Origin of the sequence: Roseovarius azorensis, assembly GCF_900109455.1 — a bacterium.
GTDB lineage: Bacteria > Pseudomonadota > Alphaproteobacteria > Rhodobacterales > Rhodobacteraceae > Roseovarius > Roseovarius azorensis.
This window is the reverse complement of record NZ_FOAG01000008.1, coordinates 165,880-182,397: the sequence shown is the minus strand read 5'-3', so window position 1 is coordinate 182,397 and position 16,518 is coordinate 165,880. Positions and strand designations below refer to the sequence as shown.

General features: G+C 61.9%; 28 protein-coding genes. 23 read left to right on the top strand and 5 right to left on the bottom strand.

The window, feature by feature from the left end:
• The 22 genes from BSG08_RS13480 to rpmD form a co-directional block, all read left to right on the top strand.
• On the top strand, positions 1–129 hold a 129-nt coding region (locus BSG08_RS13480), incomplete at its 5' end, for an EF-Tu C-terminal domain-related protein (protein ID WP_483880127.1).
• An 81-nt stretch (positions 130–210) separates the two neighbouring features.
• Positions 211–519 (top strand): 30S ribosomal protein S10, encoded by a 309-nt coding sequence (gene rpsJ, locus BSG08_RS13475; protein ID WP_037273464.1) that lies wholly within the window; start codon positions 211–213, stop codon positions 517–519.
• A 12-nt stretch (positions 520–531) separates the two neighbouring features.
• Positions 532–1,374 (top strand): 50S ribosomal protein L3, encoded by an 843-nt coding sequence (gene rplC, locus BSG08_RS13470; protein WP_093037863.1) that lies wholly within the window; start codon positions 532–534, stop codon positions 1,372–1,374.
• Positions 1,371–1,988 carry a 50S ribosomal protein L4 gene (gene rplD, locus BSG08_RS13465; RefSeq protein ID WP_093037860.1) on the top strand — a complete coding sequence of 206 codons (618 nt, stop codon included), beginning with the start codon at positions 1,371–1,373 and terminating at the stop codon, positions 1,986–1,988. Before rplC ends, rplD begins: the two co-directional genes overlap by 4 nt.
• Positions 1,985–2,281: a 50S ribosomal protein L23 gene (locus BSG08_RS13460; RefSeq protein ID WP_093037858.1), complete on the top strand. Its 297-nt coding sequence runs from the start codon at positions 1,985–1,987 to the stop codon at positions 2,279–2,281. The genes rplD and BSG08_RS13460 overlap by 4 nt, the downstream gene beginning before the upstream one ends.
• A 163-nt stretch (positions 2,282–2,444) precedes the next feature.
• On the top strand, positions 2,445–3,287 hold the full coding sequence (gene rplB, locus BSG08_RS13455) for a 50S ribosomal protein L2 (RefSeq protein WP_093037904.1): 843 nt from the start codon (positions 2,445–2,447) through the stop codon (positions 3,285–3,287).
• 3 nt (positions 3,288–3,290) lie between these two features.
• On the top strand, positions 3,291–3,569 hold the full coding sequence (gene rpsS / locus BSG08_RS13450; RefSeq protein ID WP_093037855.1) for a 30S ribosomal protein S19: 279 nt from the start codon (positions 3,291–3,293) through the stop codon (positions 3,567–3,569).
• Positions 3,570–3,572: 3 nt separating this feature from the next.
• Positions 3,573–3,953 carry a 50S ribosomal protein L22 gene (gene rplV, locus BSG08_RS13445; protein WP_093037852.1) on the top strand — a complete coding sequence of 127 codons (381 nt, stop codon included), beginning with the start codon at positions 3,573–3,575 and terminating at the stop codon, positions 3,951–3,953.
• The gene (gene rpsC / locus BSG08_RS13440) at positions 3,953–4,660 is read left to right on the top strand and encodes a 30S ribosomal protein S3 (protein ID WP_093037850.1); all 708 of its coding nucleotides are present in this window, start codon (positions 3,953–3,955) and stop codon (positions 4,658–4,660) included. The genes rplV and rpsC overlap by 1 nt, the downstream gene beginning before the upstream one ends.
• An 11-nt stretch (positions 4,661–4,671) precedes the next feature.
• Positions 4,672–5,085, top strand: coding sequence for a 50S ribosomal protein L16 (gene rplP, locus BSG08_RS13435; protein WP_093037847.1), 414 nt, complete (start codon positions 4,672–4,674; stop codon positions 5,083–5,085).
• Positions 5,086–5,195: 110 nt separating this feature from the next.
• A complete protein-coding gene (locus BSG08_RS13430; RefSeq protein WP_093037844.1) occupies positions 5,196–5,816 on the top strand; it encodes a 2OG-Fe(II) oxygenase family protein in 621 nt (206 codons plus the stop codon).
• A gap of 200 nt (positions 5,817–6,016) precedes the next feature.
• Positions 6,017–6,226, top strand: coding sequence for a 50S ribosomal protein L29 (gene rpmC / locus BSG08_RS13425; RefSeq protein WP_093037842.1), 210 nt, complete (start codon positions 6,017–6,019; stop codon positions 6,224–6,226).
• A gap of 15 nt (positions 6,227–6,241) precedes the next feature.
• On the top strand, positions 6,242–6,472 hold the full coding sequence (gene rpsQ, locus BSG08_RS13420; protein ID WP_093037839.1) for a 30S ribosomal protein S17: 231 nt from the start codon (positions 6,242–6,244) through the stop codon (positions 6,470–6,472).
• Between the two features lie 80 nt (positions 6,473–6,552).
• Positions 6,553–6,921: a 50S ribosomal protein L14 gene (rplN, locus tag BSG08_RS13415; RefSeq protein ID WP_007427594.1), complete on the top strand. Its 369-nt coding sequence runs from the start codon at positions 6,553–6,555 to the stop codon at positions 6,919–6,921.
• 1 nt (position 6,922) lies between these two features.
• Positions 6,923–7,234, top strand: coding sequence for a 50S ribosomal protein L24 (gene rplX, locus BSG08_RS13410; protein WP_093037837.1), 312 nt, complete (start codon positions 6,923–6,925; stop codon positions 7,232–7,234).
• Positions 7,227–7,790 (top strand): 50S ribosomal protein L5, encoded by a 564-nt coding sequence (gene rplE / locus BSG08_RS13405; protein ID WP_093037834.1) that lies wholly within the window; start codon positions 7,227–7,229, stop codon positions 7,788–7,790. Before rplX ends, rplE begins: the two co-directional genes overlap by 8 nt.
• A 19-nt stretch (positions 7,791–7,809) precedes the next feature.
• Positions 7,810–8,115 (top strand): 30S ribosomal protein S14, encoded by a 306-nt coding sequence (rpsN, locus tag BSG08_RS13400; RefSeq protein WP_093037831.1) that lies wholly within the window; start codon positions 7,810–7,812, stop codon positions 8,113–8,115.
• Positions 8,116–8,127: 12 nt separating this feature from the next.
• Positions 8,128–8,520, top strand: coding sequence for a 30S ribosomal protein S8 (rpsH, locus tag BSG08_RS13395; RefSeq protein WP_093037828.1), 393 nt, complete (start codon positions 8,128–8,130; stop codon positions 8,518–8,520).
• Between the two features lie 12 nt (positions 8,521–8,532).
• On the top strand, positions 8,533–9,066 hold the full coding sequence (rplF, locus tag BSG08_RS13390; RefSeq protein WP_093037825.1) for a 50S ribosomal protein L6: 534 nt from the start codon (positions 8,533–8,535) through the stop codon (positions 9,064–9,066).
• Positions 9,067–9,077: 11 nt separating this feature from the next.
• A complete protein-coding gene (gene rplR / locus BSG08_RS13385; protein WP_093037822.1) occupies positions 9,078–9,437 on the top strand; it encodes a 50S ribosomal protein L18 in 360 nt (119 codons plus the stop codon).
• Positions 9,438–9,449: 12 nt separating this feature from the next.
• Positions 9,450–10,016, top strand: a complete 567-nt coding sequence (gene rpsE / locus BSG08_RS13380; protein ID WP_008281889.1) for a 30S ribosomal protein S5 — start codon at positions 9,450–9,452, stop codon at positions 10,014–10,016.
• A gap of 12 nt (positions 10,017–10,028) precedes the next feature.
• Entirely contained in the window at positions 10,029–10,217 is a 189-nt protein-coding gene (gene rpmD / locus BSG08_RS13375) for a 50S ribosomal protein L30 (RefSeq protein WP_093037818.1), read from the top strand.
• 90 nt (positions 10,218–10,307) lie between these two features.
• Here the strand turns inward: rpmD and BSG08_RS13370 are convergent, their stop codons facing one another.
• From BSG08_RS13370 to fsa, 5 genes are all read right to left on the bottom strand, one after another.
• Positions 10,308–11,015, bottom strand: a complete 708-nt coding sequence (locus BSG08_RS13370) for a CDP-alcohol phosphatidyltransferase family protein (protein WP_093037815.1) — start codon at positions 11,013–11,015, stop codon at positions 10,308–10,310.
• A gap of 86 nt (positions 11,016–11,101) precedes the next feature.
• Complete coding sequence (locus BSG08_RS13365) at positions 11,102–11,689, bottom strand: cytochrome P460 family protein (RefSeq protein WP_093037813.1); 588 nt, start codon at positions 11,687–11,689, stop codon at positions 11,102–11,104.
• 105 nt (positions 11,690–11,794) lie between these two features.
• Positions 11,795–12,715, bottom strand: coding sequence for a tyrosine recombinase XerC (locus BSG08_RS13360; RefSeq protein WP_093037810.1), 921 nt, complete (start codon positions 12,713–12,715; stop codon positions 11,795–11,797).
• Complete coding sequence (locus BSG08_RS13355; RefSeq protein WP_093037807.1) at positions 12,712–13,419, bottom strand: DUF484 family protein; 708 nt, start codon at positions 13,417–13,419, stop codon at positions 12,712–12,714. The genes BSG08_RS13360 and BSG08_RS13355 overlap by 4 nt, the downstream gene beginning before the upstream one ends.
• A gap of 38 nt (positions 13,420–13,457) precedes the next feature.
• Positions 13,458–14,111 carry a fructose-6-phosphate aldolase gene (gene fsa / locus BSG08_RS13350; protein ID WP_093037804.1) on the bottom strand — a complete coding sequence of 218 codons (654 nt, stop codon included), beginning with the start codon at positions 14,109–14,111 and terminating at the stop codon, positions 13,458–13,460.
• A 92-nt stretch (positions 14,112–14,203) separates the two neighbouring features.
• On the opposite strand from fsa, the gene BSG08_RS13345 reads away from it, so the two are divergent.
• Positions 14,204–16,405, top strand: coding sequence for a primosomal protein N' (locus tag BSG08_RS13345; RefSeq protein ID WP_245770702.1), 2,202 nt, complete (start codon positions 14,204–14,206; stop codon positions 16,403–16,405).
• Positions 16,406–16,518 lie beyond the last annotated feature (113 nt).

Below are 16,518 nucleotides of genomic sequence, written 5' to 3'. Positions count from 1 at the left end.
CCTGGCGACAACCTCAAGTTCGAGGTCGAGCTGATCGCGCCGATCGCCATGGAAGACGGCTTGCGCTTCGCCATCCGCGAGGGCGGCCGCACCGTTGGCGCCGGCGTCGTGTCGAAGATCATCGAGTAAACAACCTTCAGGGTTCGACGAGGGGGGCCGGATGGTCCGGCCTTCCTCCTATCAACTCCAATGCCGTGAAAGGCTAGACTAATGCAAAGCCAGAATATTCGCATCCGGCTCAAGGCGTTTGACTACCGCGTTCTGGATGCCAGCACGCAGGAAATCGTCAACACGGCCAAGCGGACCGGGGCACAGGTTCGAGGGCCGATTCCGCTGCCGAACAAGATCGAGAAATTCACCGTTCTGCGTGGCCCCCACGTGAACAAGAAATCCCGCGACCAGTTCGAGATCCGGACGCACAAGCGTCTCTTGGACATCGTCGACCCCACGCCCCAGACGGTGGACGCGCTGATGAAGCTCGACCTCGCCGCTGGCGTGGATGTGCAGATTTCGGTTTAAGGAGAGCAAGAGATGTTGCGCTCTGGTGTGATCGCGAAAAAAGTCGGCATGACCCGGCTTTTCATGGACGACGGCAGGCAGGTGCCTGTGACCGTTCTTCAACTCGACAAACTTCAGGTGGTGGCACAGCGCACCCCTGAAAAGGACGGCTATTCGGCTGTCCAGCTTGGAGCCGGCACGGCCAAGGCCAAGCGGGTGAGCCAGCCGATGCGCGGCCATTTCGCTGCCGCCAAGGTGGAACCCAAGCGCAAGATCGCGGAATTCCGCGTGGCGCCTGAGAACCTGATCAACGTGGGCGAGGAAATCACTGCTGATCATTACTTTGCCGGTCAGTTCGTCGATGTCTCGGGCACCTCGATCGGCAAGGGCTTTGCCGGTGCGATGAAGCGGCACAACTTCGGCGGTCTGCGGGCCAGCCACGGTGTGTCGATCAGCCACCGTTCGCATGGCTCTACCGGCCAGTGTCAGGATCCCGGCAAGGTGTTCAAGGGCAAGAAGATGGCCGGTCACATGGGCGCGGCCCGTGTCACTACGCAGAACCTTCAGGTTGTGCGCACGGATGCAGAGCGCGGCCTGATCATGATCAAGGGTGCGGTTCCCGGCTCCAGGGGTGGCTGGGTGACGATCAAGGATGCGGTCAAGAAACCGTTTCCCGAGAACGCCATCCTGCCCGCCGCGTTGAAATCGGCCGCCGAAGAGGCTGCAAAAGCTGCCGAGGCCGCTGCGGCACAGGCCGCTGCCGAGGCGGAAGCCGAAGCCAAGCGTCTCGCCGAAGAGGCCGCCGCCGCGGAAGAAGCCGCTCTGAAAGAGGCTGAGGCCGAGATTCAGGCTGAGAAGAAGGAAGGCGAAGAATGAAACTCGACGTGATCAAACTGGACGGCGGCAAGGCCGGCTCGGTCGATCTGGGCGAAGACATCTTCGGCCTGGAACCGCGCGCGGATATCCTGCACCGTGTCGTCCGTTGGCAGCGCAACAAGGCGCAGGCCGGCACGCACAAGGTCAAGACCCGGTCGGAGACCAGCTATTCCACCAAGAAGATCTATCGCCAGAAGGGCACCGGCGGCGCACGCCACGGTGACAAGAACGCGCCGATCTTCCGCCACGGTGGCATTTACAAGGGTCCGACGCCCCGCAGCCACGCCCATGACCTGCCCAAGAAGGTGCGTCAGCTTGGTCTCAAGCACGCGCTCTCGGCCAAGGCCCGCGCGGGTGAGCTGGTGATCATCGACGAGGCATCGTCGAACGGCAAGACCGCGCAACTGGCCAAGCAGGTCAGGGATCTGGGTTGGAAACGCGCGCTGATCATCGACGGCGCTGCGGTGAACCCCGATTTCGCCAAGGCCGCACGCAACATCGAGGGTCTCGATGTGCTGCCGTCGATGGGCGCAAACGTCTATGACATCCTCAAGCGCGACACGCTCGTGCTGACCAAGGCGGGTGTCGAAGCACTGGAGGCTCGTCTGAAATGAGCGCGAAACCTGAACATTACGATGTGATCCGCAAGCCGGTCATCACCGAAAAGGCCACGATGGCCTCGGATAACGGTGCCGTGGTATTCGAGGTTCACATGGATGCCAACAAACCTCAGATCAAGGAGGCCGTCGAGGCGCTCTTCGGGGTCAAGGTCAAGGCCGTGAACACCACGATCACCAAGGGCAAGCAAAAACGCTTCCGCGGCCAGTTGGGCCGTCGGAATGACGTCAAGAAAGCTTATGTGACGCTGGCAGAGGGAAACACTATCGACGTGACCACAGGTCTCTGATAGTAAGCCGCGAATCTCTCGTGGCCCCGGCATTGCCCGGGGCCATGGCTGTTTAAGTCGGGGACCTTTGGGGCCCTATATCTCGGTCACCCATGATGGGGGGCTACAACATAGGCGGGGCCTGGTGATGGTCCGCGTCAATAGCAAACGGAAGACAGAAAGCATGGCACTCAAGTCGTATAAGCCGACGACGCCGGGCCAGCGTGGGCTGGTGCTGATCGACCGTTCGGAATTGTGGAAGGGCCGTCCCGTCAAATCCCTCACCGAGGGTCTGACCAAGAACGGCGGTCGAAACAATACCGGGCGGATCACGATGCGTCGCAAGGGCGGCGGGGCAAAGCGTCTCTACCGCATCGTCGATTTCAAACGCAGCAAATTCGATGTTTCTGCCACGGTGGAACGGATCGAATATGATCCGAACCGCACCGCGTTCATCGCCCTGATCAGATATGAGGACGGTGAGCAGGCCTATATCCTGGCGCCACAACGTCTGGCGATTGGCGACAAGGTGATCGCAAGCGCCAAGGCCGACATCAAGCCGGGCAACGCGATGCCGTTCTCGGGCATGCCCATCGGCACGATCGTTCACAACATCGAGCTGAAGGCAGGCAAGGGCGGGCAGATCGCACGCGCCGCCGGCACCTATGCGCAATTCGTGGGCCGCGATGGCGGCTATGCGCAGATCCGCCTCAGCTCGGGTGAGCTGCGCCTCGTGCGTCAGGAATGCATGGCCACCGTCGGCGCCGTCAGCAACCCCGACAACTCAAACCAGAATTACGGCAAGGCCGGTCGCATGCGTCACAAGGGCATCCGCCCCTCTGTGCGCGGTGTCGTGATGAACCCGATCGACCACCCGCATGGTGGTGGCGAGGGTCGCACCTCGGGTGGTCGTCACCCGGTCACGCCCTGGGGCAAACCCACCAAGGGCGCGCGTACCCGCAACAAGAACAAGGCGTCGCAGGATCTTATCCTGCGCTCGCGTCACGCCAAGAAGAAGGGCCGCTAACACATGGCACGTTCTGTATGGAAAGGCCCATTCGTCGATGCCTATGTCCTGAAAAAGGCTGAAGCATCGCGCGAGTCGGGGCGTAACGAAGTCATCAAGATCTGGTCGCGTCGTTCGACGATCCTGCCGCAGTTTGTCGGCCTGACGTTCGGCGTTTACAACGGCCACAAGCATATCCCTGTCAACGTCACCGAAGACATGATCGGTCAGAAGTTCGGCGAATACTCGCCGACCCGGACCTATTACGGTCATGCGGCTGACAAAAAAGCGAAGCGGAAGTAAGTCATGGGCAAGGAAAAGAACCCCCGCCGCGTGGCCGACAACGAAGCAATGGCCAAGTTGCGCATGCTTCGTACCAGCCCGCAGAAGCTCAACCTTGTGGCCGCGATGATCCGTGGCAAGAAGGTCGACAAGGCGCTGACCGATCTGACGTTCTCGAACAAGCGCATCGCCGCCGATGTCAAGAAATGTCTGCAATCGGCGATCGCCAATGCCGAGAACAACCACAATCTCGATGTGGATGGTCTGGTTGTGGCAGAGGCCTATGTTGGCAAGAACCTGATCATGAAGCGTGGCCGCCCGCGCGCCCGTGGCCGGTTTGGCGCCCTGCGCAAGCCGTTCTCGGAGCTGACGATCAAGGTGCGTGAAATTGAGGAGCAAGCCTAATGGGTAACAAAGTCAATCCGATTGGCATGCGCCTGCAGGTGAACCGCACCTGGGACAGCCGCTGGTATGCCGACACCAAGGACTATGGCAATCTGCTGCTTGAGGATCTTGCGATGCGCAAGTTCATCGGCGAAGAGTGCAAGCAGGCCGGCATCAGCCGTGTGATCATCGAGCGCCCACACAAGAAGTGCCGGGTGACAATCCACACCGCCCGTCCCGGCGTGATCATCGGCAAGAAAGGCGCCGATATCGAGGGTCTGCGCAAGAAGCTGGCGGCGATGACCGCAAGCGAACTGCACCTCAACATCGTCGAGGTCCGCAAGCCCGAGCTTGACGCGGCACTGGTGGGCGAGAGCATCGCACAGCAGCTCGAGCGTCGGGTGTCGTTCCGCCGTGCGATGAAACGCGCCGTGCAGAACGCCATGCGCATGGGAGCCTTGGGCATCCGGGTCAACGTCTCTGGCCGCCTCGGCGGAGCAGAGATTGCCCGCACCGAATGGTATCGCGAAGGCCGCGTGCCGCTGCACACCCTGCGCGCCGATATCGACTATGCCAATGTCGAGGCCACGACCGCCTATGGCATCATCGGCATCAAGGTGTGGATATTCAAGGGCGAGATCATGGAGCACGATCCCGGTGCCCGTGACCGCAAGGCCCAGGAACTCCAGGATGGTCCCGCGCCCCGTGGCGCCGGCGGCCGCCGGTAAGGAGAGAGAAGATGCTTCAACCAAAGCGTACGAAATTCCGCAAGCAGTTCAAGGGCCGGATCAAGGGCGAGGCCAAGGGCGGCTCTGATCTCAACTTTGGCACTTTCGGCCTCAAGGCGACCGAGCCGGAGCGTGTGACAGCCCGTCAGATCGAGGCAGCCCGCCGCGCGATGACGCGCCACATGAAGCGCCAGGGCCGGGTATGGATCCGGATTTTTCCGGACACGCCGGTTTCGTCCAAACCCACCGAGGTGCGGATGGGCAAGGGCAAGGGCTCGGTCGATTACTGGGCCTGCAAGGTCAAGCCGGGCCGGGTGATGTTCGAGATCGACGGCGTCGGCGAGGCGGTGGCGTTTGAGGCCCTGCGCCTTGCAGCGATGAAACTGCCGATCAAGACCCGCGTGGTGGTCCGCGAGGACTGGTAAATCCGGCGGGGTCACACCCACTCTGCGATATTGCCCCCGCGCGAGCGATCGCGCGGGGGGTTTCGTTTTAGCATCTCGCGTCGGCGCGCGTGGTGGGGTATCAACGGCCCATGTCACAGATCAACTCTCTTTTCGTTACCCGCCTCTATCGCGCCGCGCTCTCGGATCATGGCCCCGCCATTGATCCGATGGATTTGGAGGCGTCCTGCTATTCTATCGCCGAGGATGACGGGGCGGGCCAGAAATGGTGCGAGGAAAACGGCTATCCCGGCTATACCTCCTATGCCTCGCTGACCGATCTGCCGTGGCGTTTCCCGATCTTTGCCGATCTGGTGGCATCTCTGGATGCTCATGTTGCGGCCTTTGCCGAGGATCTGGAATTCGATCTCGAGGGCAAGGCGCTGACCCTCGAGGATATCTGGATCAACATCCTGCCCGAGGGCGGCATGCACGCAAGTCATATTCACCCCCATTCGGTGATTTCCGGCACCACCTATGTGGCGATGCCGGGAGGCGCGAGCGCGCTCAAGCTGGAAGACCCGCGTTCCGCGCGGATGATGGCCGCGCCCGCCCGCCGGAAAGAGGCGCGCGAAGAACTGCGCACCTTCGTCTATGCCCGCCCGCAGGTGGGGGACGTCCTGCTCTGGGAATCGTGGCTGCGCCACGAGGTGCCGATGAACATGTCCGAAGAGGACCGAATCAGCGTGAGCTTCAATTACGGGTGGGGGTGATGACCCCAACGGTGCGTTTCTCCCGGCCCGGGTAATTCCAAACTTATCCCTTGCCCTCGCGCCCCGCCTCCCTTATAGAGCCCCAATCTGCGTGCCCGGCCTGTCCGGGATTCGCGTGTTTTGCAATGAATCCACCGGGTTTTGGGTGACCCTGAGCCAACCGTCAGGGGCCGTCCGGTGTTTTGAGAAGGAAAAAGGCGATGAACGCCAAGGAACTGCGTGACAAGACCCCGGATCAACTCCGGGAAGAGCTGACAAACCTGAAAAAGCAGCAGTTCAACCTGCGCTTTCGGGCGGCCACCGGCCAACTGGAAAACCCTGCACAGATGCGCACCGCCCGCCGCGACGCCGCGCGCGTGCTGACCATCCTGAACGAAAAAGCCGCCGGTGCGGCTTCAGGCGCTGAATAACGGAGACCTTGAACAATGCCCAAACGTATCCTTCAAGGCACCGTCACCAGCGACGCCAACGAACAGACCATCACCGTGTCGGTTGAACGCCGCTTCAAGCACCCGGTTCTGCAAAAGACCATCCGCAAGTCCAAGAAATACCGGGCTCACGATGAAAACAATGCTTTCAAGGTCGGCGATACCGTTCGCATCATCGAATGCGCGCCGAGATCGAAAACGAAACGTTGGGAGGTGCTGGAGGCGTAACGCCCTCAGCGTCTTTCGACATTAATCGAAACCCTGGGGACAAGGCAATGCATCGCCCCCCATAGGTCGGGAGAAACCAAATGATCCAGATGCAGACCAATCTGGATGTTGCTGACAACAGCGGCGCGCGCCGTGTTCAGTGCATCAAGGTTCTGGGTGGTTCCAAGCGTAAATACGCATCCGTTGGCGACATCATCGTCGTCTCGGTAAAGGAAGCCATCCCGCGTGGTCGCGTGAAGAAGGGCGACGTCCGCAAGGCCGTCGTCGTGCGCACCGCCAAAGAAGTCCGTCGCGAAGACGGCACCGCTATCCGTTTTGACCGCAACGCCGCCGTCATCCTGAACAACGCGGGCGAGCCGGTCGGCACCCGTATCTTCGGGCCGGTTGTGCGCGAATTGCGCGCCAAGAACTTCATGAAAATCATCTCGCTCGCCCCGGAGGTGCTGTAAGATGGCTGCCAAACTGAAAAAAGGCGATAACGTCGTCGTTCTGGCCGGTAAGGACAAGGGCCAGAAGGGCACGATAATCAACGTTGATCCCAAATCCGGCAAGGCCGTGGTCGAGGGCGTCAACATGGCTGTCCGCCACACACGCCAGAGCCAGTCGAGCCAAGGTGGTCGTATCCCCAAGGCGATGCCGATCGACCTGAGCAACCTCGCAATTGTCGACAAGAACGGCAAACCCACCCGCGTCGGCTTCAGGATCGAAGGCGAGAAAAAGGTGCGCTTTGCCAAGACCACGGGGGATGTGATCGATGCTTGATACTGCAACCTATACCCCGCGCCTCAAGACGCATTTCCGCGAGGTGATCAAGCCTGCTCTGAAAGAAGAGTTCGGTTACAAGAACGACATGCAGATTCCGCGTCTGGACAAGATCGTCCTGAACATTGGCTGTGGCGCAGAAGCGGTGCGCGATTCCAAAAAGGCCAAATCGGCCCAGGAGGATCTGAGCACCATCGCCGGTCAGCGTGCGGTGATCACCAAGGCGCGCAATTCGATCGCCGGGTTCCGGGTGCGCGAGGACATGCCGCTCGGGGCCAAGGTCACGCTGCGCGGCAACCGCATGTATGATTTCCTTGATCGCCTTATTACCATCGCCATGCCCCGTATTCGCGATTTTCGCGGGGTCTCGGGCAAGTCGTTCGATGGACGTGGCAACTATGCCATGGGCATCAAGGAGCATATCGTTTTCCCCGAAATCAACTTCGACAAGGTCGACGAAGTCTGGGGGATGGACATCATCATCGCAACCACGGCGAAGACCGACGCTGAAGCCAAGGCGCTGTTGAAGCAATTCAACATGCCCTTCAACAGCTGAGCCGCGGGAGGATAGACTAATGGCTAAGAAATCAATGGTCGAACGCGAGAAGAAGCGTCAGAAGCTGGTGGACCGCTTCGCCAAGAAGCGCGCCGCGCTCAAGGCGATCATCAGTGACGAAAGCAAACCGATGGAAGACCGGTTCCGCGCCTCGCTGAAACTGGCAGAACTGCCGCGCAACAGTTCGGCCACCCGGCTGCACAACCGTTGTCAGCTCACGGGCCGTCCGCATGCGTATTACCGCAAACTCAAAGTGTCCCGGATCATGCTGCGCGAGCTCGGCTCGAGCGGTCAGGCGCCCGGCCTCGTAAAATCCAGCTGGTAAGGGAGATTTGGTATGAATGATCCTATCGGCGATATGCTCACCCGGATCCGCAACGCCCAGATGCGTGGCAAATCCACGGTGACGACCCCGGCCTCGAAAATGCGTGTGCGCGTTCTCGATGTGCTGGCGGCAGAGGGCTATATCCGCGGTTACGAGATGACCGAGGACAGTAATGGCCATGCGGCAATCGAGGTCAGCCTTAAATATTTCGAGGGCACCCCTGTCATTCGCGAAATGAAACGGGTCTCGAAGCCCGGTCGTCGCGTCTATATGGGCGTCAAGGACATCGCGCAGGTCCGCCAAGGCCTGGGTGTGTCGATTGTCTCCACCCCCAAGGGTGTGATGTCGGATGCAGCCGCGCGCGCAGCCAATGTTGGCGGCGAAGTGCTCTGCACTGTATTCTGAGGAGACCCGGACATGTCACGTATCGGCAAACAACCCGTGGCCCTGCCCGATGGCGTCACAGCGACGCTCTCGGGCCAGACCATCGAGGTCAAGGGCCCCAAGGCCACCAAGAGCTTTACCGCCACCGATGATATCACCATCACCATCGCCGACGGTCAGATCTCTGTCACCCCGCGCGGCAAATCCAAACGCGCCCGTCAGCAGTGGGGCATGACCCGTACGGTCATCGCCAACCTGGTGCACGGAGCCAAGGATGTCTTCAAGAAAGAGCTTGAAATCCGTGGCGTGGGGTATCGCGCGCAGATGGCGGGCAATGTGCTCAAGCTGAATCTCGGCTACAGCCATGACGTCGATTTTCCCATTCCGGAAGGTGTGACTGTGACCGCGCTGAAGCAGACCGAACTGGTCGTTGAGGGCACGGACAAGCAGCTCGTCGGTCAGGTCGCGGCCAATATCCGCGACTGGCGTCGCCCCGAGCCCTACAAGGGCAAGGGCGTTCGCTACAAGGACGAGTATATCTTCCAGAAGGAAGGCAAGAAGAAGTAAGGACGCGACAGATGGCAAACAGCAAAAGAAAACTGTTCCTCAAACGCCGCCTGCGCGTTCGGAACAAACTTCGCAAGGTGAATGCAGGGCGCGTGCGTCTGAGCGTTCACCGCTCCAACAAGAATATCAGCGTGCAGCTGATCGACGACGTCAACGGTGTGACACTCGCCGCCGCCTCGACCCTCGAAAAGGATCTGGGGCTGGTGGGCAAGTGCAACGTAGATGCCGCGACCAAGGTCGGCACCACCATTGCCGAGCGGGCCAGAAAGGCCGGCGTGACCGAGGCCTATTTCGATCGGGGCGGCTATCTGTTTCATGGCCGGGTCAAGGCAGTCGCCGACGCCGCGCGTGAAGCCGGCCTGAAGATTTAAGGAGACGAGAGAATGGCAAGAGAAGACAACCGCCGCGACCGTCGCGAACGCGAGGAAGCTCCGGAATTCGCCGACCGTCTCGTCGCGATCAACCGTGTGTCCAAGACCGTGAAGGGGGGCAAGCGCTTCGGGTTTGCGGCGCTCGTGGTCGTGGGCGATCAGAAGGGACGTGTCGGTTTTGGCAAGGGCAAGGCCAAGGAGGTTCCCGAGGCGATCCGCAAGGCAACCGAGGCAGCCAAGCGCGCAATGATCCGCGTGCCGCTGCGCGAGGGCCGGACACTGCATCACGACATGGAAGGCCGCCATGGCGCGGGCAAGGTCGTGATGCGCACTGCACCGCACGGGACCGGCATCATCGCCGGTGGTCCGATGCGCGCCGTGTTCGAGATGCTGGGCGTTCAGGACGTGGTCGCGAAATCGACCGGCTCGCAAAACCCCTACAACATGATCCGCGCCACGCTGGACGGTCTCAGGAAAGAGACCAGCCCGCGCATGGTGGCGCAGCGCCGTGGCAAGAAGGTGGCCGACATCCTGAAAAAGGGTGACGAAGCGCCGGTTGCTGAAGCGGCCGAAGCGTAAGGAACCGGACAAATGGCAAAAACCATCGTTGTTAAGCAGATCGGTAGCCCGATCCGCCGCCCCGAGGTGCAGCGCCAGACCCTGATCGGTCTTGGCCTGAACAAGATGCACCGCGTACGCGAACTCGAGGACACGCCTGCCGTGCGCGGCATGGTCAACAAGATCCCGCATCTTGTCGAGATCATCGAAGAGCGCGGCTAAGCTCATGATGGGGCGAAGCCCCATCCTGCAATTGCAAACGCCCCGGTTAGAAATGGCCGGGGCGTTTTTCTTTTTCCGGATACCCTTGGATCAGAGCGCTTCGAGATCGTCCGTTCTTGGCAGGAGTTGCTGCACGATCCCCGCAAAGAGCAGATAGACGCTGGTCGTCACCAAGCCCCAATGCGCCCAGCTTTGCGGATCGAAATGGACCCAGGCGGCCCAGCCCGCGAAAAATGTCCAGGCAAAGGCGACCGGCAAGGAGATCATCCGCCAGCGCTCTGTGCGCACCGGATGGATGAACTTGAGCGGCAGGAACATGGCCACGGCCAGAACCGTCACCAGCGTCAGTATGACCCAGAAGTTCGGTTCGATCGCGAACAAGACCAGAACTACCATGTTCCAGCACCCCGGAAAGCCGGAAAAGGAATTGTCCCTCGTCTTCATGCGCGTGTCGGCAAAGTACATGGCGCTGGCATAGGTGATGATGATGATCGCCACCCAGCCCGTCCAGCCCGGCAAGAGATCGGACTTGAACAGCGCAAAGGCCGGGATGAAAACATAGGTGAGGTAGTCGATGATCAGGTCGAGCAGCACCCCGTCAAATTCGGGCGCATATTTCTGCACATGATATTTCCGCGCCAGCGGCCCGTCGATCCCGTCAACAGCAAAGGCCACGACCAGCCAGAGGAACATTAGCTCCCATTTCTGGTCGATGGCGGCCAGCATCGCCAGCATGGCGAATACTGCCCCGGTGGCTGTGAAAAGGTGAACCAGCAAAGCGCGCAGTTGTGGTGTCATAAGCGTTTAATGAACCACCAGAAAAGAAGATGCAAAGAAAAAGCCCGGCCCCCTGCGGGACCGGGTGCATTCTCCGCAGGCTTGCCTCAGTTAGAGACGCGGACCTCTTCCAGAGGATAGGCCATCATGTCCTGCGCCTCCCATGAGACATGGCAATCATGACAGAAGCTTTGCTTGAATTTCATCGGTTTGCCGTTGGGTTGCAGACCGGCATAGATCCAGTCGCCGGTATCCGGCGAACTGCCTGTCTCGCCCTTGGTCATGATGAACAGCGGGCCGGTCACGGCTTCTTTCTTCTTGGTGCTGATGGTGATGCTCTCCTTGGCCAGGACCGAGCCAGCGGGCATCACGACGCCTTCATCGGCGAATTTCAGATACTGTTCTGCGGCGATGTCATTGGCAAAGGTCTGGAGCAGGCGGTTGCCATGCGCCCCGGCCACTGCCGGGCGGGTCGATGTCACCGTCCAGTCGCGATAGGCAACGGCCACCTCATCGCCTTCCTTGGCGTAGCTTTCGGCCATCGTGGCCTTGATGCAGTCGTAAATTTCATCCACGGCAGCCGCGTCGAGATCGAACGGATCCTCGACATCGACCTTGCACTCAGAGGCCATCGCCGTTTGTCCCATCATCAGACTGGCGGCCAATGCCGCAGCGGCGAAAAGCGGATGTTTCATGATATACTCTCCATTTTCTATACGTGACACAGGGGTCATCCGCGTGGAAGCCTCGCACAATTCGGCTGTAATTGAACTTAACTATTACGTGAGGCTCCGGAGAGGTCAGTCACGCGCCTGGGGGTGCGTGCGGGCATACACCTCCATCAGGCGGGCGGTGTCGACGCCGGTATAGGCCTGCGTGGTCGAGAGCGAGGCATGGCCCAGAAGCTCCTGAATTGCCCGCAGATCGCCGCCTGCGTTCAGCAGATGCGTGGCAAAGCTGTGGCGCATCGCATGCGGGGTTGCGCTGGCTGGCAGGCCGAGCTGTTGGCGGGTGCGTTCCACGACCTTCTGGATCACACGCGGGTTCAGCCGCCCGCCACGCGCGCCCATGAAAAGCGGCCCGTCGGGGGCAATGTCGAACGGGCAGACATGCACATAGCGTTCCACCGCCGCGCGCGCGGGGGCGATCACCGGCACGATGCGCTGCTTGCCGCCCTTGCCGGTGATCCGCAGCGCCGTGCCGACCGGAAGATCGGCCCCGGTGAGGTCCAGCGCCTCGGATATCCGCAGGCCGCAGCCATAGAGCAGGGTCACGACCGCCTGATCCCGCGCGGCGATCCAGGGCGTGAGCGACTGCATGTCCAGCGCCTTGATCACCGCGCTTGCAGCCTCGGGGTTGAGCGGGCGGGGCAGCTTGCGTTGGAACTTGGGCGAGCGGGTGGCGAGCACAGCGGTCGGCTCGAATCCTTCGCGTTCCGAAAGCCATCGGTAGAATCCCTTGACCGCCGAGAGCTTGCGCGCCAGCGAGCGCGGCCCGACACCCTGTGCGCGGGTAAAGGCCATCCAGCTGCGCATGTCAGAAGTGCTGATCCGGGCCAGCGCGCCCAGACCCTGTGTCCCGCCGTGGTGTCCGGTCATGAAGGACAGGAAATCGGCCACATCGCGCGCATAGGCGGCAATCGTATTGACAGAGGCACCCTTGATGGCCTTCTGGGCGGCAAGCCAGCCCTCGAGCGCATCGCGGGCGGCGGGGCTGATCATGACAGCCAGCGGCGCATCGTCCGTTCAAACACGCCTGCGAAAAAAGCCAGCAGATCAGTTCCCTGTTGCGGGCTGAACTGATGCGGATCCTCGGCCCCCAGGGCCAGCATGCCGGGCAGCCGCTCGGCGCCGAAATCCAGCAACAGACAGGCCTCCGAGCGCAGGTAGATAGCATCGCGGCCATATATGCGCATGTCGCCCTCGTCGATCTGGCGCAGCGTTACCTGCCGGGTCGGCACCTCGCGCCCGCGAGTCAGGTAAGAGGTGATGAAACCGGGTTCGGCAATCGACAGGACATCGCCCAGACGCCGCACCGCCGGATCGGTGTCATTCTGCACCGATTCCAGCACCAGCCGGATCGAATCCACCCGCAGGATATGTGCGACCTCACCCCCCAGATCGCGCAGGAAGGATTCGAATTCGACCGGATCGAGCAAGCGCAGGATGGCGCGATGCACCTGGTTGGTGCCGGCAAGGTTTTCATAGGCGGCGGCGATGACAGAGCGATGGGTGTCCTCAAGCCGGTCAAGCCGCGCTTCGAGCCGGTCCATAGCGATGCCGCGCAGATCCACGATATTGCCCCCCATGGCACGCTCGTTGGCGGCAATTAGGGCACGCATGAGATCCTGATCCTCAAGAATAACATCAGGTTGCGCGATGAGATGTTCGCGCAGCGCGTCGTTCATCTGGGGCTTGCTGCTCATTCCTGCCTCGGTAATGTTTTGAGGGTTATAGCATGGGTTCAGAGGATTTTCTGCCCTGTTTTTGCCCAATCCGCCATAAAGGATTCCAGGCCCGCATTGGTCAGCGGATGCTCTGCCATTTTCTTGATCACGGCGGGCGGCGCGGTCATCACGTCGGCTCCGATCAATGCCGCCTGACAGGCGTGGTTGACCGTGCGGATCGAGGCCGCGAGGATCTGCGTCTCGAACCCGTAATTGTCATAGATCGTGCGAATGTCCTCGATCAGGTCCATGCCATCGAGGTTGATGTCATCAAGCCGTCCGATAAAGGGCGAGATGAACGTGGCCCCCGCCTTAGCAGCCAGAAGCGCCTGATTGGCCGAAAAGCAGAGCGTGACGTTGACCATATAGCCCTCACCCGTGAGCACCTTGCAGGCCTTTAGCCCGTCCCATGTGAGCGGCACCTTGACCGCGATATTGCCGGCGATCTGCGCAAGCTTGCGGCCCTCGGCGATCATCTCGTCGGCGGTCAGCGCGACAACCTCGGCGCTGACGGGGCCAGAGACCATTTCGGCGATCTCCCTGGTCACTTCGAGAATGTCGCGACCCGATTTCAGGATCAGCGAGGGGTTGGTGGTGACGCCATCGACCATGCCAAGGTCATTGAGTTCGGCGATCTGATCGGTTTCGGCGGTGTCGACAAAGAATTTCATGGGCTGGCCCTCTGTGGCGGGTTGGGTTCTTTTGCGGATGCGTTTACCTCATAGACGGGTCTCCCGAAACCCCTGATGACAAGGAACCGCCCGTGATCCCATCGCTGCCGGAATTCTATAATGAAGGTGCTCTGGTGGCGGTGCTGACCGCGCAGCCGCTCGATGGTCCGCTGGATTACCTTGCGCCCGAGGGCGGATGCGTGTCGGGTGCCTTTGTCGAGGTGCCGCTGGGGCCGCGCCGGGTGCCGGGGGTGGTCTGGGGGCCGGGCCGGGGCGGATTTGAACTCAGGAAGGCACGCAGCATCATCCGGGTGCTGGACGTGGCCCCGATGCGCGACGAGATGCAGGAATTCCTCCGTCGGGCGGGGGAATATACCCTGACACCGCTGTCCGCGATGCTGCGGCTGGCCACCCGCGCGCCGGGGCTGAGCAATCCTCCTTCGATGCAAAAGATCTACCGGCTGGGGGATGTGACCCCCGAACGGATGACCGACGCGCGCGCGCGTGTGCTGGAGGTGCTGCGCGGCTATGGCACTCTTGGCTTCACCCTGAAGGAACTTGGCGATCTGGCCGGGGTGACATCATCGGTGATCAAGGGGCTGGTGGCGCAGGGGGCGGTGCGCGAAGAGGATACGCCGCGCGATACGCCCTTTGCCAGGCTGGACCCGGACCTGCCCGCCAGGGATCTGGTGCCGGAGCAGTCGGTGGCGGCAGAGGCGCTTTGTTCGGGGGTGCGCGGCGGGGGCTATGGCACGACGCTGTTGCGCGGCGTCACCGGCTCTGGCAAGACCGAGGTTTATCTGGAGGCGGTGGCAGAGACATTGCGGCTGGGGCGTCAGGCGCTGGTGCTGTTGCCCGAGATCGCTCTGACGGCAGAATTTCTCACCCGCGTCGAGGCGCGGTTCGGCGCACGGCCCGCCGAGTGGCATTCGGGCGTGACCATGACCGAGCGGCGGCGCACATGGAAGATGGTCGGCCAAGGCGGCGCGCAGATGGTGGTGGGCGCGCGCTCTGCCCTCTTTCTGCCGTTTCAGAATCTGGGCCTGATCGTGGTGGATGAAGAACACGACAGTTCCTACAAGCAAGAGGATGGCGTGCTCTACAATGCGCGCGACATGGCGGTTCTGCGCGCCGCGATCTGCGGGGCACGGGTGGTTCTGGCCTCAGCTACGCCCAGCCTTGAAAGCTGGGCCAATGCCGAGGCGGGCAAATACGAGCGGCTGGAGCTGAGCGCGCGTTATGGCGCGGCGGTCATGCCGGAACTTGCCGCGATCGACATGCGGGCCGAGAGTCTGCCGTCGAACAGGTGGGTTTCACCCACCCTGCAGGCGGCGGTCAATTCGCGGGTGGCGGCGGGAGAGCAGGCGCTCTTGTTCCTCAACCGGCGCGGCTATGCGCCGACAACGATCTGCCGCGCCTGCGGGCATCAGATCGGATGCGAGCACTGTGACGCGCGCATGGTCGAGCACCGGTTTCAAAAGAGGCTGATCTGCCACCAATGCGGCGAGAGCGCCGCGATGCCGGTGGCCTGTCCGTCCTGCGGGGCGGAGGGGCGGCTGGCGGCGGTGGGACCGGGAGTGGAGCGGCTGGCGGAAGAGGCGGCGGCGCTGTTTCCACAGGCGCGGATTGCGGTGTTGTCGTCGGATCTCTTCGGCTCTGCCCGCGCGCTCAGGGAACAGATCGCCGGGATTGCGGCGGGTGGCGCGGATATCATCATCGGCACGCAACTGGTCGCCAAGGGGCACAACTTTCCGCTGCTGACACTGGTCGGCGTGATCGACGCCGACCTCGGGCTTCAGGGCTCTGATCTGCGGGCTGCTGAGCGCACGTTTCAACTGATGCGGCAGGTGGCGGGGCGTGCGGGTCGGGCCGAGCGGCGGGGCCGGGCGCTGTTGCAGACGTTCCAGCCCGAGCATCCGGTCATCCGCGCCATTCTGGCTGGCGACGAAGAGGGGTTCTGGCGCACCGAGGCCGAGGCACGGCGCGCGGCGGGTGTGCCGCCTTATGGGCGGATGGCGGGCATCATCCTCAGTTCGCCCGATATGCAGGCGGTCTATGATCTGGGCGGGGAACTGGCGCGCCGTGACGGACCGATCCGCGCCGTGGGCGCGCAGGTCTTCGGCCCCGCGCCCGCCCCGATTGCCCGCATCCGGGGGCGGCATCGCGTGCGGCTGCTGGTCAAGGCGCCCAAGGGCGCGGCTCTGCAAGCTGCGATTGCTGCCTGGATTGGTCAGGTGCGCCTGCCGCCGCAGACGCGGATGACGGTGGATATTGACCCGCAGAGTTTCTATTGAGGGATTGGGGGATGTCACGAGATCCCCGGGTCGGACCTGGGGATGACGGTATGGAGCGTGCGATGATGCCCCGATTTTCCTGCAAGCCCCTCTCGCCAACCCCCGCGCTTGCG